The following is a 23,686-nucleotide window of genomic DNA, read 5'->3' as shown; positions in this document are numbered from 1 at the left end:
GTGTCGCCGCCAGAGATTTCTCCCTCCCCGGCTTTTGTACCATCTTGCCGCGATTTGACCAATGGGCAGCGACCCAGGAGCGATCCGTTTGACAACACCCGCGCGCCCGGCACGGCGCGCCACCGGATGCCCCGCGGCCGGCCGCCGCCGGCACGCGTTCACCGACCCGCGGCTCAGAGCCAGCCCGCCCGCCGGAAGCGGTAGTACAGGTAGCCGCACACGCTCAGGATGAGCACCAGCGCCGCCGGGTAGCCGTAGGTCCACTTCAGCTCGGGCATGCCCTCGAAGTTCATGCCCCAGATGCCGGCGAACGCGGTGCAGACCGCGAAGATGCTGGCCCAGGCCGCCAGGCGCTTGGTGATCTCGTTTTCCTCGATCGTCACCATCGAGAGGTTCACCTGGATGGCGGTGCCGATGGTGTCGCGCATGGCGTCGATCGAGCCGTTGATGCGGCTCAGGTGGTCGAGCACGTCCCGGAAATAATCCTGCGAGCCCATGCACACCTGGGGCACGCGCCCGCCGTGCAGCTTGCCCACCCCTTCCATCAGCGGCGCCACCGCCCGCTTGAGCACCATGGCGTGGCGCTTGAGTTCGTAAAGGCGCTGGATGTTGTTGTGCGGCGCGCCCTTGGTGAAGATCTGCTGCTCGATCTGCTCCAGTTCCACCTCCAGCGCGTCGATCACCGGAAAGTAGCGGTCCACCACCGCGTCCAGCAGGGCATACAGCACGAAGCCCGATCCGGTGCGCAGCAGTTCGGGCTGGCGCTCGCAGCGCTCGCGCACGCCCAGGAACCCGAGCTTGCTGCGGTTGCGCACCGACAGCACGTAGTTGCTGCCCACGAAGACATCGACCTCGCCCACGTTGATGCCGCCCTGCTCCGGGTCGGGCTCGACCAGATGCAGCACGGCGAACAGCGAATTGCCGTATTCCTCGATCTTGGGGCGCTGGTGGCCGTGCTGGGCGTCTTCCACGGCGAGTTCGTGCAGGCCGAACTCCTGCTGCATCTCTGCGAGCTCCTGCGGCGTGGCATCGGCCAGGGCCACCCAGACGAAGCAGCCCGGCAGGGAGACGTAATCGCTGATGTGGTCGACCGAGATATCGGCCAGCTTGGCACCGTTTTGGTAGGCAACGCAATTGATCAGCATGGGGCAATTCAGGACGACGACAACGCCCTGGATCTTGCCATGCCGGCGCTACGTTGCGGCGCTCCCGAGGTCCCGGGGCGGCAGCGGCAAAAAAGCCTGCAGCCGCGCGTCGTAGTCCCAGCGCGTCAGCCGGTGGCGCGCGGGCAGCGCCTCGGTGCCGGACCGCTCGGGCGCCGGGTGCTCCAGCGTCACCAGGCTGTTGGGCGCATGGGCGCGCAGGCGCACCGACACGGCCGTGCCCGCCCGGGCCGCCCACAGGCCGGGCAGCACCTCGGCCAGGCCCGGTTCGTGCGCATGGCCGGACAGCAGCAGCTGCGCACCCGCCTCCCGCCAGCGCGCGAGGGCCTCGCCCGCTCGGTGGGGCCGGTGCTCGGTGTCGCTCGTGGGGTGCACCACCAGCGGGTGGTGCGTGACCACGATGCGCCACCGGTCGCGCGGGGCCGTGGCCAGGCGCTGCGCCACCGCGTCGATCTGGGCATGCGACAGGCTGCCGCGTTCGTGCCGCCAGGGGCGCGTGGTGTTGACCCCCACGGCCAGGAAGCCGTCCACGTCGCACACGGGCTCCAGGTCGCGCCCCCACCAGCGCTCGTAGCGGCGGTAGGCCCGGCCCAGCCGCTCCCACCAGGCGAACAGCGGCACGTCGTGGTTGCCGGGCATGACCAGCAGGCGCGGCACTCCCAGCCCGGCGATGAACGCGTGCGCCTGCGCGAACTGCTCGGCCGTGGCGCGCTGCGTAAGGTCACCCGACACCACCAGCAGCGATACGTCCAGCGTCTTGACCAGCCGGGCCACCGCCGCGCACACGCGCGGATCGTGCGCACCGAAGTGCAGGTCCGACAGGTGCATGAGAACGCTCATGGGCGGCCTTCGGGGCGGGCGGCTCAGCCGGCCGCCAGGCCGGGCACGGCCACCGGGGCGCCCTCCGGGACGGCGGTGGGGGGCGGAGCGGCCACGGGCACGGCGCCCTCGGCGGCGGGATCGTCGTCGCGGGCCGTGGCGGTGGGGGCCACCAGCCACAGCGGGCGCTCTTCCACCCGAAAACGCAGCGGCGGCGCCATCCATTCGCGCTCGCCGTCGAAGGCCACCTTCACGCGGTGCGGCCGCCAGGTGGGCTCCACCACCATCTCGGCGCACGCCAGACTGATGACGGCCTCGTCGCGCGCCAGTTGGCCCACGGCGGCATTCCACACGGTGCGCGCGGTGGCGGCGCGGCTCTGGGGCTTGAGCAGCAACACCGCCAGGCGGTCACCGTCGGCCACGTCCTGGGCCTGCGGAATGCCCAGGCGTTCCAGTTGCAGGGGGTTGTTGCCGACGAACAGCGTGGAGGCGAAGAACTCTTCACGCGTGGGATCGGCCACCCGGTGCTGGCGCAGCGCCACGCGCCAGCGGCGCGCCGAGGCAGGACGGAAGAAGCTCCACACCGCCGACACGATGGCCACCCAGCGCGAGCGGCCGAAGCGGCGCGAGGCCAGCTCGCGTTCCTCCAGCAGGCGCGGGTACAGCCCCACGCTGGCGTTGACGAGGAACATGCGTTCGTTGACGAAGCCCACGCTCACCGGCCGTGCATCGCCCGAGTCCATGGCGGCCAGGATGTCGTTGGCCGCCTGCTCGGGGTCGAGCGACAGGCTCTGCTCGCGCGCGAAATAGTTGAAGGTGCCCACCGGAATGACGCCCATGCGCACCTGGTGCTTCCAGGCAGCGGTGGCCACCGCGTTGATGGTGCCGTCCCCACCCGCGGCCACCACCAGGCCGCCGTCGGCCTGGGCGGCGAGCGCGGCCTCTTCGGCCGCCTGGACGATGCCGGCGCGCTGCGCGGGCACGTGCCACTGCACGGCATTGCTTTGCAGGGGCGCCAGGCCTTCGAGGCGGGCTCGCAGCTGGCCATGGTCGGCACCGGGCCGGTGGGGCACCACCAGATGGATCGGGCCACGGCCCTTTGGCATGGACGCTGGCAGGTCGTTGGATGGCATGTCGGGAAGGCTTTCGAGGGGAGTATCACCCTGCGCAGGGCTGGATCCGATCGGGCTCGGGGGGCGGTGCCCGCACCGCGGGACGCCCGATTCTGCACACGGCCCGGGCAAGGGGGCATCGGCAGGCAGGCGCACCCCTTGTCAGCCATGGCCGACACGCCACGGCGCCGCCCGCAAACCCCGACGGATCGCCAGGAAATGGGATTGGCCGCCCGCCACGCGCCTGCCACCATTGCCGCCCTGATCCACTCCCTTGCTGCGCGCTCCATGCCACTGCCCCGCCGCCATCCCTGCCCTGCCCGCCCTGCGCAGCCACGCCCGACCCCGCGGCCCGCCTTGCCGGAGGCCCGCGCATGATGGACGTCCAGGCCATGGCCCTGTGGGCCGGATCGCACCCCTTGACCGTCTGGACCGGGGGCCTGGCCATCGCGCTGGTGGCCGCCGCTGCGGCCTGGGCGGCCAACGGGCCGCTGCACACGCACGGGGCCCGGTGGGTCGCCCCCTGGGCCGAGCGCTGGGGCGCGCCGCAAAATGCCGGCGCGCGGCTGCTGGCCACCCTGTGCGTGGCCGCCCTGCTGCTGCTGGCGTGCGCGCAGGCGCTGGCCGCCATCGCCCAGGAATGGGCCGCGCCCACCGCGTGGGCCCTGTTCGACGACACCCTGGCCGCCACGCTGCGCGCCACCGCCAGCGTGGCCACGCTCACCCTGTTCGCGAACCTGACCCATGCCGGCGACACCGCCGTGCTGACGGTGCTGGCCGTGGCGGTGGCCGGCGCCCTCTGGCTGCGCCGCTACCGCCTGCTGGCCCTGGGCTGGACGGCGGCACTGGCCGGCAACGGGCTGCTCACGCGCGGCTTCAAGCACACCTTCGAACGCGTGCGACCGGTGCACACGCACGAGATCGCCGTGGCCGACGGCTTCAGCTTTCCGAGCGGGCACAGCAGCAGCTCGCTGGTGGCCTACGGCATGCTGGCCTATCTGGCGCTGCGCCTGCTGCCCGCGCGCTGGCACCTGCCGGCCGTGCTGCTGGCGGTGGCCACCGTGTTCACCGTGGGCTGGAGCCGCGTGGTGCTGCAGGTGCACTTTGCCAGCGACGTGCTCGCCGGCTGGCTCACCGGCGGGGCATGGCTCGTGTGCTGCGTGATGGTGATGTCGGGCATCGGCCACTGGCGGCGCTCCCGCGCCGCGCCCGTGGCCTGAGAACGTGTTCAGCCCGCCGCACGCCCCGCGCGGTCCGCCGCCAGAGACCAGCCGAACACCGCCAGCCCGCCCAGCGCCAGCAGCACGCCCACCCAGCCGGTGGAGGTCCAGCCCAGCCCGGCCGTGATCGCCACGCCGCCCAGCCAGGCTCCCAGCGCGTTGGCGCAATTGAAGGCCGAGTGGTTGAGGGCCGCGGCCAGGGTCTGCGCCTCGCCGGCCACGTCCATCAGCCGGATCTGCAGCGCCGGGCCGATGGCGACGATCGTGCCCAGCAGGAACGTCGCCGCGGCCGCCGTCACCACATGGTGCGCCGCGAACACGAAGCCGCCCAGCACCACGATGGACCACAGCAGCAGCCCGCCGATCGTGCGCATCAACGATTTGTCCGCCAGGCGGGCGCCCACCAGGTTGCCCGCCACCATGCCTGCGCCGAACAGCGCCAGCACCAGCGGCACACCGGCCAGCGGCAACCCGGCCACCTCGGTCAGCGTGGGCTTGATGTAGCTGAACACCGAGAACATGCCGCCGAAGCCGATCGCCCCGATGCCCAGCGTGAGCCACACCTGCTTGCGCCGCAGGGCGCCCAACTCGCGCCAGGGGCTGGCGCCTTCGGCCGGCGGCTGGTAGGGCACGCCCCGGCGCACCATGGCCATGGCGGCCACCGCGATCAGCCCCACGAAGACGAACGCCGCGCGCCAGCCGAACACCTGCCCCAGCCACGCCGCGATCGGCACCCCCAGCAGGGTGGCCCCGGTCAGCCCGAGCATCACCAGCCCCACCGCGTGGGCGCGCCGCCCCGGCGGCGCGAGCGACGCCGCCACCAGCGCCGCGACGCCGAAATACGTGCCGTGCGGCAGCCCCGTTACGAAGCGCAGCACGTTCAGCGACAGATACCCGGGCGCCATCGCCGAGGCGAAATTGCCCAGCGCATACACCCCCATCAACGCGATCAGCAACGCCCGCCGGCCCCAGCCCGCCGCCAGCACGGCCAGCACCGGCGCGCCGATCACCACGCCCAGCGCGTAGGCGCTGATGACATGGCCCGCCTGCGGGATGCTCACGCCGATGTCGCGCGCCACCTCGGGCAGCAGGCCCATGATGACGAACTCGCCGGTGCCGATGGAAAACCCGCCCAGGCCCAGCGCCAGCACGGCGCGCAGCAGCGTGCGGTCGTCCCTGGCGGGGGCGGCGGGAGAAGGCGTGGCCGCCAGGGCGTCGGGGGATGGGGAAGGGATGGAAGGCGTGGTCATGAAGCAATGGCCGGCGGGGCGGATCAGGGTTAACCCGCAGGCCGGAGACCATATCACGCCCCGCAGTGCTCCGCAGGCCCCGGGGGCATCGCCCCACGCCCCGCTATGCTGCGGCTGCATCGGTCTGCCACTCAGGTGAGCCGCCTCGCATCCATCCCCTCCAAGGAGCCCCCATGAACGACCAACCCTGGCACGGCGTGCGCGTGCTGGCCTTCGACATCTTCGGCACCGTGGTGGACTGGCACGGCAGCATCGTGCGCGAGGTGCATGCCCTCTATCCGCAGGTGGACGCCGACGCCTTCGCGCTGGCCTGGCGCGAGGGCTACCAACCCGCCATGCAGCGCGTGCGCAGCGGCGAACTGGGCTGGACCCGCATCGACGAACTGCACCGCCTGATCCTGGACGGCCTGCTGCCCCGCTTCGGCCTGCAGCACCTGACCGAGCCCGAGCGCCAGCACCTGAACCGCGTGTGGCACCGGCTCGACCCCTGGCCCGACAGCGTGGAGGGCCTGCAGCGCCTGAAGCGCCGCTACACGATCACCACGCTCTCCAACGGCAACATCGGCCTGCTGACGAACATGGCCAAGCGCGCCGGCCTGCCCTGGGACTGCATCCTGAGCGCCGAGGTGTTCCGTGCGTACAAGCCCGATCCCTCGGTGTACGAGGGCGTGGCCCGCACGTTCGACCTGGCGCCCGGGCAGGTGATGATGGTCGCGGCCCACCACGAGGACCTGGCGGCGGCGCGGGAATGCGGGCTGCGGACGGCCTACATCGAGCGGCCGTGGGAGTTCGGGAGGGCCAGGCCGAAAGACGTGTCACCGCAGGCGGGAAACGACTGGCATGCGGAGAGTCTGGTGGGGCTGGCCGATCGGCTGGCGACCTGAATGCGCGTCAGGAAGCGCCAACTCAGAACGTGCCAATGCCAGCCAGCCATGGCGGTCGCACCATGCCGACGTGGCAAATGCTTCGGATTTCATACGCAAGGATTCGCGCGGAACATTCACACTTTCTGCACGGCCTTCATAGTCGACCGATTCCTTGTTGGGAGAAAGTCGATATGGGCCTTTGCCTTACCAAACACAGTGGGTCCGGTGCCACCAGGCGCCATGATTCCCCCCCTTCGGTGCAATCGTCGCCATCGCCGGCATCCTCTCCCCGCCCAAGCCAGGCTTCGCCGCATGCCCTGTCATCACGCCCGCTGGCCACTTCCAGCGCGGGGATGGCACCACGCCACGGACTGGGCGCGCTGCACAACGCATCACCCCAGGCGCTGCAAAGGCACAGAGACCAGCTGATGAAAAGAGTCCTGTCCGAGGGTTCGAACTTCCGCTCGACCCGTGAGGAACGGGCGGAATTCAAAGCGGCCTATTTTGCGAAGTACGGAAGAGAAGACGCCGAATACATGTGGAACGAGACCGCGCAGATCATGGCCTCGGTGAAAGCAGGCGATCCCGCTTTGGAAAACGTCGAACTGGATGACCTCGTGGCCCTGCGGATGTGGACCACCGGCGAATACATCGACGTCCAGGATGTCCTGGAATCCACCCACACGCCCAAGCCGATCGGCCTGGCGCAAGCCAAGCTGCTGATTTCGGCGCTGCACTCGCTGCCCGACAGCTACACCCACACCGGGGCCACCGTATTCACCGGAGAAACCCAGGATGCGCAGTGGGTCCGGGCACGGTACAGCGAGGGAAAGGTCGCCGTCAATCAGCGCTTTTTCGCGACGTCGGAAACGAAGGAAGGCGCCTGGCAGAACATGTCCGTGGAGTGGGAGACCCAATCACTGAGCGGAAAGCGGATCTCGGCCTTTTCAGCCAACCCGCACGAAAAAGAAGTGCTGTTTCCGCCCGGCACACGTTTCAGGACCGACCAGATAGCGCTGTTCGATGGCAACAGAATCAAAATCCATCAAAGCGAAGAGCCTTCTTAGCCGCTGGGGCCCTGCGGCGTTGCAGCACGGCTGCCGCCCGCCCTAGGGCGACACCGCGCCGTCGCCTCAACCCGCCACCATCCCCTGCACGAACCGCCGCACGCGCGCATCGAACTCCGCGCTGGTCGCGGTGAACTCCACCCCCGCCAGCAACTGATCGCCCACCGGTTTGAGGGTGACCACGCGGGCGTACACGTCCCGGGCGGGGTAGTGCACCAGCGGCAGGTCGAAGGCCAGGCGCAGCTCGCCATGCAGCGGCACGGTGCCGTTCAGCTCCAGCAGCGCGCCGTGGTAGCCCATGTCGCGCAGGATGCAGGGCACGGCATGGGGCATGACCATGCCGTCCTGCACCAGTTGCCAGCTGCACGGCAGGCGCGCCTCCACGCGGTGGCTGCGGCGGAACTCCTGGCGCGGCACCTTGAGCTTGCGGCTGGGCACCGCCACCAGTTCGCGCATGGACAGCGGCTCGTCGCGCCCCTTCACGAAGACCTGCATGGGCGGGGCCACCGAGGCCATGCTCCAGCAACGCTGGTACACGGCCTCGCTGACCAGCACCTGCCCGCGCAGGGCGAAAGTGCGCAGTTGCTGGGCTTCCACCACCACGTCGCCCAAGAGCACGGGCGACTGGCGCACGCCCGGCGCACCGCCGAAGCCCCCCACCAGGGCCGGGCCGCAGGCGATGCCGATGCCCAGGTAGATGGACGGCAGGCGGTCTTGCAGGAAGGCGTCGTTGAGATCGCGCGTGGCCATCTGCAGGGCCAGGGCGCACATGGCGGCGCGGTGCACGTCGTCGTCAGGGCCACCGCTCCTGGCCGGATCGGCGCCCGGTGCCTCGGCGGGCGCCGCCAGTCCGAAGACCACCGCCCCGGCATCGCCGGTGAGGTGGTCCACCTCGGCGCCGTAGCGCGCCAGCACGCCGTGCAGGCAGGCCAGGATGCGCTCCACCCAGGCCAGGGACTGGTCGGGCGGCAACTGGGCGGCCAGCTGGGAGAAGTCGCGCAGGCCGATCTTCAGCAGCGTCACCTCGCGCGGCTGCAGGTGCGGGCCGGCGGCGGGGGGCAAGGAAGGGGAAACGGAGGTCTGCGGGTGCGGGAGGGTTGCCGGGGCGTCGCCAGGGGGAAAAGAGGACATGGGAGCGCGGTGCTTTCTCTTCGGGGTGGCCTTTGGGAACTGCGGGCGACGCGCCGGCCTTCTTCGCAGGGAGGGCGGGAGGGCACCCAGCCGCGCGGCAGGCGCTCGCACGGCAAGCATAGAGGGCCCGCGTTGCCATGGTCAAGGCGGGCGGCCATTCTCCCCTACGGCGCCTTCGCCCCCTGCCGGGCCAGCGTCATCCGCCCGTGCCGGCCCCCGCGGCAGGCGTCCCACCCATGGGCTGCATCGGCAACACCACGCGGGACGCGCGCCCCGGCCCCATGTGCACGGTGTTGAACGCCACCACCCGGGGGCCCGCGCTCCCCTCGGGCGCACCGGTGTTGGGATTGACGTCGAACCGCGGAAAGTTGCTGCTCGAGATGTCGAGCCGGATCCGGTGGCCCCGGCGGAACAGGTTGGACGTGGGCATGGGCTCGATCGTGATCTGCACGGCCTCCCCGGGCACCATCAGTCCGGGGTGCTCCCACGAGTCGCGGTAGCGGCAGCGCAGGATGCCGTCGGTCAGGTTCATCGCATACCCCTCGGGATGGTCTTCGCTCGGCGGGTACTGGTCGATCAGCTTGGCCGTGAAGTCGGTGTCGGGCGCCGTGGACGAAACCCACAGCTCGATCACCACGGGGCCGGTGACCTCCACGTCGCACTCGAGCGGCGGCGTCTGGAACACCAGCACGTCGTCCCGTCCGGCCAGCGGCCCGAACGGCGCCCGCGCGCCGAACACGCCCCCGTGCGTGCACTGGTCGTAGGCGCCGGCCACCATCAGGGGCTCTCCGGAGGTGACCGAGCCGCCGATGGTGGGCACGGGGTTCGCGGGGTCGAAGCGGAAGGTCGCCTCACCCGCACGCTCCGGCACGTCCCGGGTCAGCAGCCCGCCCGGCCCGAGATACCACGGCGCCAGGGTGGTGCCCGGCAGGGGCCAGTCGGCGGCACGGTGCCAGGCCCCGCCGTGGTCGAGCCGGCCTTCGGGCGTGCGCCGCCCCGATCCCCCGCCCATGCGGAAGTAGCGCACGGCATCGGCCTGTCCCTCGGGCAGGGGCTGCCCGCGCAGCCAGTGGTTGAACCAGGCGAGCCGCATCTGCACATAGTCGGGTGCCAGCGTGCCGTCGAGCACCGCATCGGGCCCGAAGTCCACGTCGCCCGCATACGGCACGCTGCGCTCGCCATGGGTCCAGGGGCCCAGCACCATGCGCACGTCGCCGTGTGAGCGCTGCGAAAGGCCAAGATAGTTGTCGGTGGTGGTCTGGGCGTACGGGTCCCACCAGCCGCACATCAGCAGCACGGCCACGCCCTCGAACGCGGCGTAGTGCCCTGCCGCATAGAGTTCGGGCTGGCGCCAGTGGTCGTCGAAGCGGCCGCGCTCCCATTGCCCGAAAAGATAGTCCTCGTACTCGGGCGCCCACTGCAGGGGCGAGTCGCCGCGCGTCCAGGGAAGGCGCTGGAACCATTCGCCGATGTCGGCCTGCTCCAGCGCCCGGCGTGCCGCTTCGCCGATGCGGTTGCTGCCGCTGAGGGCATTGCGCAGCGCCCAGACCGCCTGCTTCATCTCGAACGCGCCCCCATGGCGGATGCCGCCGCGGTAGGCGTTGGCGAAGCCGCCGCATTCGAGGAACATCGCCTTGAGCCCCGCGGGCCGCTGGCTGGCCAGCGCGGTCTGGGTGTGGGCGGCATACGACAGCCCGTAGGTGCCCACCGCGCCGTTGCACCAGGGCTGCGCCGTGATCCATGCCATGGTGTCGGCGCCGTCGTGGGCCTCGCCCAGGTACTTGGTGAACTGCCCTTCGGAGCCGAAGCGGCCGCGGCAGTCCTGCACCACCACCGCGTAGCCCTCCCGTGCGAACCGCTCGGCCACTTCGCCGCGCCGCATCGGCGTGGGGTCGGCCGCCGTGCGCTCGCGCCGGGTTTCGGCATCCTTGCCGTAGGGCGTGCGCTCCAGCAACACCGGGAGCGGGCCGGCGCCGGGGGCCGGCAGGTACACGTCGGTGGCCAGGCGCACCCCGTCGCGCATGGGGACCCAGCAGGTGTGCCGGGTCACGCCGCTGGCGATGGCGGTAGTGGTGGTGGCGCTGGCGGCGGCGTCCGCCGACGGAATCGTCATCGTGTTCATGGACGGCTCGCCTCAGTCGAGTTTGAGGTTGCGGTCCTTGACCAGCTTGGCCCAGCGGGCCGTGTCTTCCTGCATGAAGCGCGCCAGCTCCTGCGGCGTGGTAGGTGCCGGCTCGGCCCCCTGCGCCACCAGCAGGGCGGTCACCTCGGCGTCGTTCAGCGCTGCGCCGAGCACCTTGCTGATGTTCTGCACCCGGTCCGCCGGCGTGCCCGCGGGGGCGAACAGCGCATACCAGATGTCGTATTCGAAGTTCTTCAAACCGGCCTCGGCCATGGTCGGCACTTCGGGGAAAGCGCGCGACCGCTTGGCGCTGGCCACCGCCAGCGGCACGAGCTTGCCGGCCTTGATCTGCGCCGCCACGCTGGGAACGGCGTTGATGCCCAGCTGCACGTACCCGCCCGCCAGCTCGTTCACCGCCGGGCCACCCCCCTTGTACGGGATCTGCACCATGCGCGTGCCCGTGGCGGCCTGGAACAACTCCATCGACAGGTGCCCCGGGCTGCCGTTGCCGCTGGTGCTGTAGTTGAGCGCGCCGGGGTCCTTGCGGGCCAGCGCGATGAGTTCCTGCACCGTGCGGACCTTCAGGCTCGGGTGCGTGGTGAGGATGGGCACGTTGACCACCACCCGCCCCACGGGCACGAAGTCGCGCGACGGGTTGTACGTGAGCTTGCTGGACAGCAGCGGTGCCGTCACCATGCCCGAGCCCGCCCCCATCAGCAGGGTGTGGCCATCGGGCGGTGCCGATGCGACCGCCTGGAAACCGGGCGCGCCGGGCCGGTTGTCGATGATGACCGGCTGGCGCCACTGCTCCGACATCTTGCGCGCCACCACCCGCATGGCCGTGTCGGCCGCGGCACCCGCCGGGAACGGAATCACGATGCGCACCGGCTTGTCGGGAAACTCGGCGGCCGGCGCCGCACGGGCGCCAGCCCCCCACAGGGCCAGGACCGCCAGACCGGCCGCCAGCAACGGCCGGACCCGGTGCCCGGAAACGGGGCGCGAAAAGAAGGCCCGCAGGGCCGCACAGCTTGCCTTAGAAATCATGTCGCACTCCTGCGCCCACGGCGCGCACCGCCACATTGCTGCGGCTCGAATCGATTCCGTCGCGGTCGATGAACGCCTGCAACTCCGTGCGCTTGGACAGCGCATACGTATACGCCACCTGCTGGCGCTTGCGAAGGCCCCGCACGGAGGCCTGCACGTCCCGCTGCATCACGTTGACCACCAGCGCGTGCGGGCCGGCGGAGAACCGGCTGCCCACCAGCCAGTAGTCCACATCGGTGCGCGCGGTGGCCGAGGCCTTCGCATACGCATCGCGGCCCAGCAGCACATAGGGCTCGATGGCACCGAAGTCGTAGCGCACACCCACCTGCCACTTGCTCGAAAACTCGTTGGCCAGCAGGCCGCCCGGGCGCGCGTCCCGGCCGTAGCCGATGCCCGCCGACCAGGGCCCGTCCGCGTAGTTCAGCCCCAGGTCGAGCGACTTGGCGCCGTTTTCCTGATCCGGCGTCCGGGTGTCGCCGCGCAGGTAATAGCGGGCCCGCACGTTGACGCCGCCCCACGTGGGGCTCTGGTAGCCCACCGCGTTCGAGGTGCGGTTGCGTGCGTTGAGAATGGACGTGCCGATGGCCGTGGCCCCGGCGTCGTTGGCCGCGAACGAGGTGATGCGCGTCACCTGCGAATACAGGGGCGATCCGGTCGGATTGGCGGAATCCAGCCGGCCCAGCGCCACCGTCCCCGCGCTGCCGCGCAGTGCCACGTAGCTGTTGCGGTAGGCGGGCGTGGTGGCGGCTCCGGTGTCCGCGTCCAGACCCATCTCCACGCCGAACAGGGCCGCCATGCCGTCGCCCAGGTCCTCCTTGCCCCGAAAGCCCAGGCGCGACGCGTTGTCGCGCTCCTCCGTCACCGAGCCCGCATTGCCGGTCTTGACATGGTTGACGGTCAGGCGCACCTGCCCGTACGCCTGCAGGTCCTGCGCCCGAGCGGGCGGCGCGGCCGATAAGAACAGGCCGCAGGCAGCCAGCGCGAAGGGAAATGGGGGCCTCATAAAGTCTTGCTCCTTGGGTGGCGTCGTGCCGGTGTTGGCGGATGACGCTGCCGATTCTGTGGAGCGGGGTCCTTCGCCACAACGCTATGACAAAGGCGGATGACCCTATGCAGCGGGCCGCATGTTTGCGCCGGGGCGCGAGCGGTGCAAAGATGCGGGACGGCCCCGCGCGCCCGTTCGCCGGCGCGCGCATCCCGGGGGCCGGCGCACCGTTCCATGCCCATGAACTTCAAGCAACTCGAAGCCTTCCACGCCATCATGCTCAGCGGCTCCACCACCGGCGCGGCCGAGCGCCTGGGCCTGTCGCAGCCCGCCATCAGCCGGCTGCTGGCCCAACTGGAGGAGGACCTAGCCCTGCGCCTGTTCGTGCGCGAGAAAGGCCGCCTGAGCCCCACCGCCGAAGCCCACGCGCTGCTGCACGACGCCCAGGGCCTGATGGATTCGGCCCAGTGCTTTCGCCGCCATGCCGAGCAGTTGCGCCTGGGTGGCTTCAAGCGCCGGCTCCTCAAGGTGGCCGTGCCCAGCACCCTGGCGACCACGCTCATGCCCGTGCTGGCCCGGCGCTTCATGCAGGCCCATCCCGATGTGGTGCTGGAAGTGCTGTCGGGCTCGTACAACGACGCGGAGCGCGCACTGCTCAGCCGCGACGCGGACATCGGGCTGGTGCGGCTGCCCATGGAAATGCCCGGGCTCGCCACCCGCGCCCACCTCGACTCCGAGGCCGTGTGCATCATGCCCAGGGGCCACCCGCTGGAACGCCTGAACGAGGTCGGCGCCACCGACCTGATCGACGCCAGCCTGATCCTGCTGGGCCGGCAGCGGCAGATACGCCACGACATCGACATGGCGTTTCGCCAGCGGCGGGTGCAGCCGCGCGTGGCCCTGGAGGTGCACTCCATCAGCGAGGCCTGCGCCCACGTGGCCCAGGGGCTGGGCGTTTCCATCGTGAACGCCCTGCTCGCACAGCACTGCCCGCACGGTGCGATCGCCTCGCGCCCGTTCCGCCCCCGCATCGCCTACCAGCTGGGCATCGCCACGGTGGCCCAGGCGGCGGCATCGCCCCTGCACGACACGTTCACGCAGCTCCTGGTGGAGGGGCTGGTTTCGCCCCCGGGGGATGCCGGGGCGGTGGCCACGGCGCAGCCGGCCTAGGGCGAGGGGTTCACGCGCTGGCCGCGGCGATCGCCCGCCAGCGCTCCGGTTCAGATCGCCACGAGGTGGCGGATGCCCTTGGCCTGCATCTCGCTGCCCGGGCCCCGGGCGATGACTTCGCCGCGCTCCATCACGAGGTACTCGTCGGCCAGTTCCTCGGCGAAGTCGTAGTACTGCTCGCACAGCAGGATGGACACGGGGTGCCCGTCCAGCCCGTGGTCGGCCAGCTGGCGGATGACACGGCCGATGTCCTTGATGATGCTGGGCTGGATGCCTTCGGTGGGTTCGTCCAGGATCAGCAGGCGCGGGCTGGGCGCCAGCGCCCGCGCGATGGCGAGCTGCTGCTGCTGCCCGCCCGAAAGGTCGCCGCCGCGGCGGCCGAGCATCTGCTTGAGCACCGGAAAGAGTTCGTACAGATGGGGCGGCACGGGGGTGGAGCCGCTCTTGTAGGCCAGGCCCATGCGCAGGTTTTCTTCGACCGTGAGGCGGCCGAAGATCTCGCGACCCTGCGGGACGAAGCCGATGCCGGCGCGGGCGCGGTCGTAGGGGGTCCTGGACTGGATGGGGTGGCCTTCCCAAGTGATGGTGCCGCTTTTGATGGGGACGAGGCCCATGAGGCTCTTGAGCAGGGTGGTCTTGCCGACGCCGTTGCGGCCGAGGAGGACGGTGACTTTGCCCGGGGGGGCGGTGAGGCTCACGTCGCGCAGGATGTGGGAGCCGCCGTAGTACTGGTGGAGGTTTTGGACGGTGAGCATGGCTTTTGATGTCTTTTGGGCTTGATGCCCTAGTGTTGATTGGCCTTGTTGCTATTGTTTTTGTAGCTTTTGGATGATTAGTTTCCGGGGCCGGGGTATGCGCCCGGCGGCGCACTCACTTTCTTTTGCTTCGCCAAAAGAAAGTAAGCAAAGAAAAGGCGACCCTGCTGGCTGCGTCCCTGCGCTTCGCTCCGGGCAACCTGCGGTGCTCGTGCGCGGGGTGCGCCGTGGAACTCGCTTCGCGCTGCGCGCTGCGCTCGGACAACCACGGCGAGTCAGATCACGAAGCAGGTGTGTCCTGCGGCACACCTGCCCACCCCGCGCCCTGCGCTCCTCGGCGCATCCAGAAGGGCATCTGCCACACGGGCCTTCGCTACGCTCGGCCCCCAACGCGCACGCGCTGCGCGCCGCGGCGGCCAGGCCGAGCGCAGCGATGGCCTGTGTGGGGGCTGTCGGGTTCCCTTCTGGCCGTGCCGAGGAGCGCAGCGGCTGGCGGAAAAAGGGCCGCGCGCTGTTTGAGCGCAACGCAGTGGAGCGAGTTTGCGCGGACCCCGCCAGCCGCGAGCACCGCAGGTTGCCCCGGAGCGCAGCGCAGGGGACACGGACAGTAGGGTCGCCTTTCTTTTGGGTACGTTTCTTTGGCGAAGCAAAGAAAAGTACCTCGGCCGCCGGGCCGAGACCCGGCCCCGGAACGTAAATATCGAGCAATTTCGCAAAAAAGCCCACAGCGTCACCGCCCCAGATAAACCTCAATCACCCTCTCATCCCCCTGCACCTGATCCAGAGTCCCCTCCGCCAACACCGCCCCCTCGCACAACACCGTCACCTTCTCCGAAATCGTCCGGATGAACGACATGTCATGCTCCACCACCATCAGCGAGTGCCGCCCCTTCAGCGTCAGGAACAGCTCCGCCGTCCGCGCCGTCTCCTCGTCCGTCATCCCCGCCACCGGCTCGTCCAGCAGCAGCAGCTTCGGGTCCTGCATCAGCAGCATCCCGATCTCCAGCCACTGCTTTTGCCCATGGCTCAGATTGCCCGCCATGCGCGCCACGCTGCCGGCCAAGTGGATGGTGTGCAGCACCTCGGCCAGCCGGTCCGACTGGGCCGAGTCCAGGCGAAAGAACAGGCTCGAGGCCACGCCCTTGTGCGTCTTCAAGGCCAGCTCCAGATTCTCGAAAACGGTGAGCTGCTCGAACACCGTGGGCTTCTGGAACTTGCGGCCGATTCCCAAGCCAGCGATCTCCGGCTCGTTGTGCCGCAGCAGGTCGATCGTGCTGCCGAAGAACACGGTGCCGCGGTCCGGGCGGGTCTTGCCGGTGATGATGTCCATCATGGTGGTCTTGCCCGCGCCGTTGGGGCCGATCACGCAGCGCAGCTCGCCGGGGGCGATGTCCAGGTTCAGGCCGTTGATGGCCTTGAAGCCGTCGAAGCTCACGTGCACGTCTTCCAGGTACAGGATGCGGCCGTGGGCCACGTCCACCTCGCCGGGCACGGCCACGCGCGAGAAGCCGGCCGCGCGGCCCCCGGACTCGGTCTGCCCCGTGCGTGCCGCAGGGGCGTCGCCCGCGATGCGGCGCGCGCCTTCTTCCATCAGATCGGGGGTCATTGCGCGCCCTCCTCTTTCCTTACACTGCTGCGCAGGGGCTCGCGTGCTTCGTCGTCCACCACCGCCGCCTTCGCCTTGGACGGGCGGCGCAGCAGGCCCACGATGCCGTTGGGCAGGAACAGGGTGACGGCGATGAACAGCGCCCCCAGGAAGTACAGCCAGAACTCCGGTGCGGTCACGGTGAGCCAGCTCTTGGCGCCGTTCACCAGGAAGGCCCCCACGATGGGGCCGATGAGCGTGGCGCGCCCGCCCACGGCCGCCCACACGGCGATCTCGATGGAGTTGGCGGCGCTCATCTCGCCGGGATTGATGATGCCGACCTGCGGCACGTACAGCGCCCCGGCCACGCCGCACATCATGGCGCTGATGGTCCAGATGGTGAGCTTGTAGGGCAGCGGCGAGTAGCCCGAGAACATGACGCGCGTCTCCGCATCGCGCACCGCCTGCAGCACGCGGCCGAATTTGCTGCGCACCAGCCAGCGCCCGAGCAGGAACGAGCCCAGCAGCGCCAGCCCCGTGAGCACGAACAGCAGCATGCGCATGTTCTGCGTGGCGATCGGCTGCCCCAGGATGCGCTTGAAATCGGTGAAGCCGTTGTTGCCGCCGAAGCCTGTCTCGTTGCGAAAGAACAGCAGCATGGCGGCATACGTCATGGCCTGCGTGATGATCGAAAAATACACGCCCTTGATGCGCGAGCGGAAGGCGAAGTAGCCGAACACGAAGGCGACCAGCCCCGGCACGGCCACGACGAGGACCAAGGTGGCGGCGAAGCTGTCCGACAGCGCCCAGTGCCAGGGCAGCTCCTTCCAGTCCAGGAACACCATGAAGTCCGGCAGGTCGCTCTGGTAGTTGCCGTCGCGGCCGATCTGGCGCATGAGGTACATGCCCATCACGTAGCCGCCCAGGGCGAAGAACAGGCCGTGGCCCAGGCTCAGGATGCCGGTGTAGCCCCAGATGAGGTCCATGGCCAGCGCGCAGATGGCGTAGCACATGATCTTGCCCAGCAGCGCCACCGCGTAGTCGGACAGGTGCAGCGGGCTGCCGGCGGGCAGCCACAGGTTGAGCACGGGCGCCACCGCGCACACGGCGATGAGCGCGACGATGAACGCCGACCAGCCGGACCGCGTGAGCAGCGGCGCTGGCGCAGGAAGGGAGATGTCTCGATGGGGCATGGGCTTCTTCTAGGCAGGCAGGGGCAGGTGGCGCGGCGGGCGGCGATGACGACGACGATGGGCGGTCATGCCTCCCTCCCCTTCATCGCGAAGATGCCCTGCGGCCGCTTCTGGATGAACACGATGATGAAGACCAGCACGGCGATCTTGGCCAGCACGGCGCCCGTCCAGCCTTCGAGGAACTTGTTGAGCACGCCCAGGCCCAGCGCCGCGTACACGGTGCCCGCCAGCTGGCCCACGCCGCCCAGCACCACGACCATGAACGAATCGACGATGTAGCCCTGGCCCAGGTCGGGCCCCACGTTGCCGACCTGGCTTAAAGCGCAGCCGGCCAGGCCGGCGATGCCGGAGCCGAGGGCGAAGGCATAAGTGTCCACGCGGGCGGTGTTGACGCCCATGCACGAGGCGATGGGCCGGTTCTGCGTGACGCCGCGCACGAACAGACCCAGCCGCGTGCGGCCGATGAGATAGGCCACGCCGGCCAGCACCGCGAAGGCGAAGGCCACGATGATCACGCGGTTCCAGGGCAGCTGCAGGTTGTCCATGAGCTGCACGCCGCCGCTCATCCAGGCGGGGTTTTCCACGCCCACGTTCTGCGCGCCGAACACGGTGCGCACGAGCTGCTGCAGCATCAGGCTGATGCCCCAGGTGGCCAGCAGCGTCTCCAGCGGCCGGCCGTAGAGAAAGCGGATCACGCTGCGCTCCAGCGCCGCGCCCATGAGGGCGGAGGCGCAGAACGCGGCCGGCACGGCGGCCACCAGGTACCAGTCGAAGGCGCCGGGCAGGTATTTCTGGAACAGGCCCTGCACCACGTAGGTGGCGTAGGCGCCGATCATCATCAGCTCGCCGTGCGCCATGTTGATGACGCCCATCAGCCCGTAGGTGATGGCCAGCCCCAGCGCCACCAGCAGCAGGATGGACCCCAGGCTCACGCCCGAGAACAGCGCGGCGAGCTTCTCGCCCCACTGCAGGCGGCCTTCCACCGAGGCCAGCGCGGACTGGATGGCCGCCTTCACCTTGGGATCGGCCTCCTGGCGCAGTTGCTCCAGCAGCACGGTGCGCGTGGCGGGGGTGCCGCTGGCGGCCAGGTACTGCGCGGCCTCCAGGCGGTGGGCCGCGTCGCTGTCGGCCAGCAGCATGCGCGCGCGGATGGCTTCGAGCCGCCCGCGCAGGCCGGCGTCCTTCTCGGCGGCGAGGGCCTTTTCGATCAGGGGCAGGCGCGCGGCGTCGGTCTCTTCCTTGAGCGACTCGATGGCGGCGCGGCGCTGGGCCGCGTCGGGCGACAGCAGTTGCAGCGAGGCCAGCGCGGCATCGAACTCGCCGCGCATGCGGTTGTTGTTGACGATGTCCTCCGCATCGTCGGGCACCGGCACCTCGGCACCGGTGGCGGGGTCCAGCCCCTTGCCGTCCTTGATGGTGATGGCACGGTCGCCCGCGATCTTGACCGCATCGTCGGCCATCGCGCGGATGAAGGCCAGCGTCGCATCGTCGGGCGTGGCGATGGCCTGCTGCAGCGCGGCGATGCGCTCGTCGGTCTCGCCCGCCGCCATGGCACGCGCGGCCTGCGGCGTGAGCGCGTGCGCCTGCACCGCCGCACACAGCAGCAGGCAGGCGATCAGGCGGTGAAAGAAGGTGGGAAACATTGGGATGGGTGGTTTTCGCGAACGAGGGAGGACTGCAACCACGGCTCTGACTTCGTTACGCCGTTTGCACCAGCGCGGCCCCAAGCCAGCAGACGCCGCGGAACCGGCTCTGCCGGGCCGCTGGCGTCGTCCCCCCTCCCGCGCAGCGAGAGAGGGGGTGAAGGCGCGCAGCGCCTCAGGGGGGTGTCACTTCGATTTCACTTCGACTTTCCGTCGGGCTCGTCCTTCTTCTTGTCGTTGCCTTCGATGTACGGGCTCCAGGGCTTGGCCTTGACCGGGCCGGGCGTCTTCCACACCACGTTGAACTGGCCGTCGGCCTTGATCTCGCCGATGAACACGCTCTTGTGCAGGTGGTGGTTCTTCTCGTCCATCTTGCTCACGATGCCGCTGGGCGCCTGGAAGGTCTGGCCGGCCATGGCGGCGATGACCTTGTCCACATCGGTGCTCTTGGCCTTCTCCACCGCCTGCTTCCACATGTGGATGCCGATGTAGGTCGCCTCCATCGGGTCGTTGGTGAGCGGCTTGTCCATGTGGCCGGGGATCTTCTTGGCGCGGGCGTAGTCGCTCCACTGCTTGATGAAGGCGGTGTTGGTGGGGTTCTTGATGGACATGAAGTAGTTCCATGCCGCCAGGTGGCCCACCAGCGGCTTGGTGTCCACGCCGCGCAGTTCTTCCTCGCCCACCGAGAAGGCCACCACCGGCACGTCCTTGGCCTTGAGGCCCGCGTTGCCCAGCTCCTTGTAGAAGGGCACGTTGGAGTCGCCGTTGATGGTGGAGACCACTGCCGTCTTGCCGCCCTGGCTGAACTTCTTGATGTCGGCCACGATGGTCTGGTAGTCGGCATGGCCGAAGGGCGTGTACTTTTCGTCGATGTCGCTGTCCTTCACGCCCTTGGACTTCAGGTAGGCGCGCAGGATCTTGTTGGTGGTGCGGGGGTACACGTAGTCGGTGCCCAGCAGCACCCAGCGCTTGGCGCCGCCGCCGTCCTTGCTCATCAGGTAGTCCACCGCGGGAATGGCCTGCTGGTTGGGCGCGGCGCCGGTATAGAACACGTTTTTGGACAGCTCTTCGCCTTCGTACTGCACGGGGTAGAACAGCAGGCCGTTCATTTCCTCGACCACGGGCAGCACGGACTTGCGGCTCACCGAGGTCCAGCAGCCGAAGATGACCGAGACCTTGTCCTGCCCCAGCAGCTGCTTGGTCTTCTCGGCGAACAGGGGCCAGTTGGAGGCCGGGTCCACCACCACGGGCTCAAGCTTCTTGCCGAGCACGCCGCCCTTGGCGTTGATCTCGTCGATGGCCATGAGCACGGTGTCCTTCAGCACCGTCTCCGAGATGGCCATGGTGCCCGACAGGCTGTGCAGCACGCCCACCTTGATGGTGTCGGCGGCATGGGCCGGCAGCGCCGACAGGCCGGCCAGCGTGGCGATGGCCGCGAGGGCCTTGAGAGAGTAACGACGTTGCATGGTGCAGCTCCGATGAATGGGGTTCAAACCGCTCGCCCGGGGCCCCCGCAGGGCGCCTTTGTCCGGTCGATGGAATGGATTCTGGAGACTGCCCCCCGGGCCGCCAATACGCCAAGTGGCGTACACGGCCCCGATGCCGCGGGGCCGGCCCGGCTGGCCCGCTCAGCGCCGCGGGGACCGCAGGGCGTGCACCGTGGTGGTCTTGCGCACGGGGCTCGACAGCACCAGCGACGTGGTCACCGCGCCGTGCTGGGCCAGTGCATCGACCACGGACTGCAGGTCTTCGGGCTCTGCGATGGCGCAGCGCACGATGAAGCAATCCTCGCCCGTCACGCGATCGGCCTCGAGGACCTCGGGCATGGACTCGAAGAGCTTCACGTAGGGCGCGATGCCGGCATGGTCGGTCTGCACGCGGATGATGGCCTGCAGCCGCACGCCGATGGCGCGCAGGTTGACCCGCGCCCCATAGCCCTCGATCACGCCCGCGTCCTCCAGCTTGCGCACCCGCTCGCTCATGGCGGGCTGGGACAGGCCGATGCGCTTGCCCAGCGCGGCCAGGCTCTGGCGGGCATCGGTCTGCAGGGCCTCCAGGATCAGCCAGTCTTTCTTGTCGAGGGTCATGCCAGCGCTCCGGGTTGCGGGGTCGGGAAGGGAGGTTCCGATCATCCATCGGTTTGGAGGCGGCATTTCCGATGCCCCGCCCTTCGTCAGCAGGGGCCGCGCGCCTATCGTGCAAGGCCGTGCCACCGGCGTCCTCGCGGACCGCGCCCTGGCTTTCTTCGGCCCCTTTTCTCAAGGAACCCTTCCCATGCAGCTGGTTGGAATGCTGGACTCCCCCTATGTGCGCCGTGTCGCCGTGTCGCTGCGGCTGCTGGAACTGCTCTTCGAGCACCTGCCCCTCTCGGTGTTCAGCACCTTCGAGGCCTTCGGCCGCATCAACCCGGTGGTGAAGGCCCCGACGCTGGTGGCCGACGACGGCACGGTGCTGATGGATTCGGGGCTGATCCTGCAGTGGGCCGGCACCCTGTCGCGCCACCGCCTGCAGCCGCTCGGCGGGCCCGCGCTGCTGCGCGATCTGCGCCTCACCGGCCTGGCGCTGGCCGCCTGCGAGAAGGCCGTGCAGCGGGTGTACGAACAGAACCTGCGTCCTGCGGAAAAGCAGCATGCCCCCTGGATCGACCGCGTAAGCGGCCAGTTGCTGGCGGCCTGCGGGCAGCTCGAAGCCGAACTGGCCCGTACACCCCTGCCGGCGCCCGAGCAGGCCATCACCGATGCCGGCGTCACCATCGCCGTGGCGTGGGACTTCATGCAGAGCATGGTCGCCGATACCGTCCTGGCCGCCGACCACCCCGCCCTGGCCGCGTATGCGAAACAGGCGGAGCGGTTGCCGGCGTTTCTCGCCTGTCCGGCCCGTTGAGGGCTGGGCGCCGGCGCACGCTCCACCGGCCGCGAAGTCTGTCACCTGGCTGACATCTCGGCGATCCGGCGGCCCCTCCCGCGCGGCCGGCATGGACCGGATCGCCGCCCCAAAACCGGCGCATTCCGCCATGGTGGCAGGGTGCGCGCAGCCTCCCACCACCCCGGCGCGCGCTGCATGTACGTATTTCCCACCATGTGGATTTCCACAATCGCGCAGGCCATGGCACGGGCATACATTCACGCACCTCCAAAATGAGCGCTGCTGGCGACGGTACGCGCAGACCTATGCAAGAGACACGCACGCTCCCTCCCAAGAGACCCCTTTACCGCTCGCTGTACATCCAGGTGCTCTTCGCCGTCGTCGTCGGCGTGCTGCTGGGGCACTTCTACCCCGCACTGGGGGAGCAGATGAAGCCGCTGGGCGACGGCTTCATCAAGCTGATCAAGATGATCATCGCGCCCATCATCTTCTGCACGGTGGTGATCGGCATCGCGGGCATGGAAGACATGAAGAAGGTCGGCCGCACCGGCGGCCTGGCCCTGCTGTATTTCGAGATCGTGAGCACGGTCGCGCTGATCATCGGCCTGATCGTGGTCAACGTGCTGCAGCCCGGCGCCGGCATGAACGTGGATGCCTCCACCATCGACACCAAGTCGATCGCCGCCTACACCGCGCCCGGCAAGATGGGCACCACCACCGACTTCCTGATGAACATCATCCCCACCACGGTGGTCGATGCGTTCGCCAAGGGCGAGATCCTGCAGGTGCTGCTGATCGCCGTGATGTTCGGGTTCGCCCTGCACCGCTTCGGCGGCCGCGGCACCCTGGTGTTCGACTTCATCGAGAAGACCTCGCACGTGCTGTTCACCATCGTCGGCTACATCATGAAGGTGGCGCCCATCGGTGCCTTCGGCGCCATGTCGTTCACCATCGGCAAATACGGCGTGGGCTCGCTGCTGTCGCTGGGCAAGCTGATGGGCTCGTTCTACCTGACCTGCCTGCTGTTCATCTTCATCGTGCTGGGCGCCATCGCGCGCTTCCACGGCTTCTCGATCTGGAAGTTCATCAAGTACATCAAGGAAGAGCTGCTGATCGTGCTGGGCACGTCCTCCAGCGAATCCGTGCTGCCGCGCATGATGGAAAAGATGGAGAACCTGGGCGCCAAGAAGACCACCGTGGGCCTGGTGATTCCCACCGGCTACTCGTTCAACCTGGACGGCACCTCCATCTACCTGACCATGGCCGCCGTGTTCATCGCGCAGGCCACCAACACGCCGCTGGACATCACGCACCAGATCACGCTGCTGCTGGTGCTGCTGCTCACCTCCAAGGGCGCGGCCGGGATCACGGGCAGCGGCTTCATCGTGCTGGCGGCTTCGCTGTCGGCGGTGGGCCATGTGCCGGTGGCGGGCCTGGCGCTCATCCTGGGCATCGACCGCTTCATGTCCGAGGCGCGCGCGCTCACCAACCTGGTGGGCAACGGCGTGGCCACCATCGTGGTCGCCAAGTGGACCGGCGACCTCGACGAGAACAAGCTCAAGCAGCGCCTGAACGACCCGAACTGGGTGGACGCGCAGGAGCCCGAGGTGCTGCTGGACGCCAAGACCGAACGCATGGACACGAGCGGCCACCGCTGAGGCGGCAGGCTCCATGGGGCCTTGCACCCCAGCCCGTC

Annotated in this window: 20 protein-coding genes; 6 read left to right on the top strand and 14 right to left on the bottom strand. The window is 69.4% G+C overall.

Going from position 1 to position 23,686, the window contains the following annotated elements:
• Window positions 1-173 precede the first annotated feature (173 nt).
• From corA to AVTE2539_RS03370, 3 genes are read right to left on the bottom strand one after another with little or no spacing between them, the layout of a single operon-like run.
• A complete protein-coding gene (gene corA / locus AVTE2539_RS03380) occupies window positions 174-1,145 on the bottom strand; it encodes a magnesium/cobalt transporter CorA (protein WP_284395265.1) in 972 nt (323 codons plus the stop codon).
• A gap of 48 nt (window positions 1,146-1,193) precedes the next feature.
• A complete protein-coding gene (locus tag AVTE2539_RS03375) occupies window positions 1,194-2,003 on the bottom strand; it encodes a metallophosphoesterase family protein (protein WP_284408358.1) in 810 nt (269 codons plus the stop codon).
• A gap of 23 nt (window positions 2,004-2,026) precedes the next feature.
• Window positions 2,027-3,115: a diacylglycerol/lipid kinase family protein gene (locus tag AVTE2539_RS03370; protein WP_284408357.1), complete on the bottom strand. Its 1,089-nt coding sequence runs from the start codon at window positions 3,113-3,115 to the stop codon at window positions 2,027-2,029.
• 353 nt (window positions 3,116-3,468) lie between these two features.
• Between AVTE2539_RS03370 and AVTE2539_RS03365 the strand changes: the two genes are divergently transcribed.
• The gene (locus AVTE2539_RS03365) at window positions 3,469-4,314 is read left to right on the top strand and encodes a phosphatase PAP2 family protein (protein ID WP_284408356.1); all 846 of its coding nucleotides are present in this window, start codon (window positions 3,469-3,471) and stop codon (window positions 4,312-4,314) included.
• Window positions 4,315-4,322: 8 nt separating this feature from the next.
• Here the strand turns inward: AVTE2539_RS03365 and AVTE2539_RS03360 are convergent, their stop codons facing one another.
• Entirely contained in the window at window positions 4,323-5,564 is a 1,242-nt protein-coding gene (locus AVTE2539_RS03360; RefSeq protein ID WP_272564680.1) for an MFS transporter, read from the bottom strand.
• Between the two features lie 173 nt (window positions 5,565-5,737).
• Between AVTE2539_RS03360 and AVTE2539_RS03355 the strand changes: the two genes are divergently transcribed.
• Complete coding sequence (locus tag AVTE2539_RS03355; protein WP_284408355.1) at window positions 5,738-6,448, top strand: haloacid dehalogenase type II; 711 nt, start codon at window positions 5,738-5,740, stop codon at window positions 6,446-6,448.
• A 35-nt stretch (window positions 6,449-6,483) separates the two neighbouring features.
• Entirely contained in the window at window positions 6,484-7,497 is a 1,014-nt protein-coding gene (xopAI, locus tag AVTE2539_RS03350) for a type III secretion system effector XopAI (RefSeq protein WP_349817194.1), read from the top strand.
• A gap of 66 nt (window positions 7,498-7,563) precedes the next feature.
• Here the strand turns inward: xopAI and AVTE2539_RS03345 are convergent, their stop codons facing one another.
• The 4 genes from AVTE2539_RS03345 to AVTE2539_RS03330 all read right to left on the bottom strand — a co-directional run bounded on the left by AVTE2539_RS03345 (window position 7,564) and on the right by AVTE2539_RS03330 (window position 12,797).
• Complete coding sequence (locus AVTE2539_RS03345) at window positions 7,564-8,628, bottom strand: adenylate/guanylate cyclase domain-containing protein (protein ID WP_284408353.1); 1,065 nt, start codon at window positions 8,626-8,628, stop codon at window positions 7,564-7,566.
• A gap of 196 nt (window positions 8,629-8,824) precedes the next feature.
• Window positions 8,825-10,741 carry a CocE/NonD family hydrolase gene (locus AVTE2539_RS03340; RefSeq protein WP_284409404.1) on the bottom strand — a complete coding sequence of 639 codons (1,917 nt, stop codon included), beginning with the start codon at window positions 10,739-10,741 and terminating at the stop codon, window positions 8,825-8,827.
• 21 nt (window positions 10,742-10,762) lie between these two features.
• Entirely contained in the window at window positions 10,763-11,794 is a 1,032-nt protein-coding gene (locus AVTE2539_RS03335) for a Bug family tripartite tricarboxylate transporter substrate binding protein (protein ID WP_284408352.1), read from the bottom strand.
• Complete coding sequence (locus AVTE2539_RS03330) at window positions 11,784-12,797, bottom strand: porin (protein WP_284408351.1); 1,014 nt, start codon at window positions 12,795-12,797, stop codon at window positions 11,784-11,786. Before AVTE2539_RS03330 ends, AVTE2539_RS03335 begins: the two co-directional genes overlap by 11 nt.
• Before the next feature lie 222 nt (window positions 12,798-13,019).
• Between AVTE2539_RS03330 and AVTE2539_RS03325 the strand changes: the two genes are divergently transcribed.
• Window positions 13,020-13,949: a LysR family transcriptional regulator gene (locus tag AVTE2539_RS03325; protein ID WP_284408350.1), complete on the top strand. Its 930-nt coding sequence runs from the start codon at window positions 13,020-13,022 to the stop codon at window positions 13,947-13,949.
• A gap of 50 nt (window positions 13,950-13,999) precedes the next feature.
• Here the strand turns inward: AVTE2539_RS03325 and urtE are convergent, their stop codons facing one another.
• From urtE to AVTE2539_RS03295, 6 genes are all read right to left on the bottom strand, one after another.
• On the bottom strand, window positions 14,000-14,704 hold the full coding sequence (gene urtE / locus AVTE2539_RS03320) for an urea ABC transporter ATP-binding subunit UrtE (protein ID WP_284408349.1): 705 nt from the start codon (window positions 14,702-14,704) through the stop codon (window positions 14,000-14,002).
• A 730-nt stretch (window positions 14,705-15,434) separates the two neighbouring features.
• Window positions 15,435-16,310 carry an urea ABC transporter ATP-binding protein UrtD gene (urtD, locus tag AVTE2539_RS03315; RefSeq protein WP_272564690.1) on the bottom strand — a complete coding sequence of 292 codons (876 nt, stop codon included), beginning with the start codon at window positions 16,308-16,310 and terminating at the stop codon, window positions 15,435-15,437.
• Window positions 16,307-17,482: an urea ABC transporter permease subunit UrtC gene (gene urtC, locus AVTE2539_RS03310; protein WP_284408348.1), complete on the bottom strand. Its 1,176-nt coding sequence runs from the start codon at window positions 17,480-17,482 to the stop codon at window positions 16,307-16,309. The genes urtD and urtC overlap by 4 nt, the downstream gene beginning before the upstream one ends.
• A gap of 65 nt (window positions 17,483-17,547) precedes the next feature.
• The gene (urtB, locus tag AVTE2539_RS03305) at window positions 17,548-19,125 is read right to left on the bottom strand and encodes an urea ABC transporter permease subunit UrtB (protein WP_284408347.1); all 1,578 of its coding nucleotides are present in this window, start codon (window positions 19,123-19,125) and stop codon (window positions 17,548-17,550) included.
• A 197-nt stretch (window positions 19,126-19,322) separates the two neighbouring features.
• Window positions 19,323-20,591: an urea ABC transporter substrate-binding protein gene (gene urtA, locus AVTE2539_RS03300; protein WP_284395293.1), complete on the bottom strand. Its 1,269-nt coding sequence runs from the start codon at window positions 20,589-20,591 to the stop codon at window positions 19,323-19,325.
• A 162-nt stretch (window positions 20,592-20,753) separates the two neighbouring features.
• Window positions 20,754-21,212, bottom strand: coding sequence for an Lrp/AsnC family transcriptional regulator (locus AVTE2539_RS03295; protein ID WP_284395294.1), 459 nt, complete (start codon window positions 21,210-21,212; stop codon window positions 20,754-20,756).
• 187 nt (window positions 21,213-21,399) lie between these two features.
• Here AVTE2539_RS03295 and AVTE2539_RS03290 point away from each other — a divergent pair, with 187 nt between their 5' ends.
• Both AVTE2539_RS03290 and AVTE2539_RS03285 read left to right on the top strand, forming a co-directional pair.
• On the top strand, window positions 21,400-22,008 hold the full coding sequence (locus tag AVTE2539_RS03290) for a glutathione S-transferase (protein ID WP_284408346.1): 609 nt from the start codon (window positions 21,400-21,402) through the stop codon (window positions 22,006-22,008).
• Window positions 22,009-22,295: 287 nt separating this feature from the next.
• On the top strand, window positions 22,296-23,648 hold the full coding sequence (locus AVTE2539_RS03285; RefSeq protein ID WP_272564701.1) for a dicarboxylate/amino acid:cation symporter: 1,353 nt from the start codon (window positions 22,296-22,298) through the stop codon (window positions 23,646-23,648).
• Window positions 23,649-23,686: the final 38 nt, after the last annotated feature.

Source organism: Acidovorax sp. SUPP2539 (assembly GCF_030158975.1).
Taxonomy (GTDB): Bacteria; Pseudomonadota; Gammaproteobacteria; order Burkholderiales; family Burkholderiaceae_C; genus Paracidovorax.
This window is presented reverse-complemented; position numbering and strand designations above follow the sequence as displayed.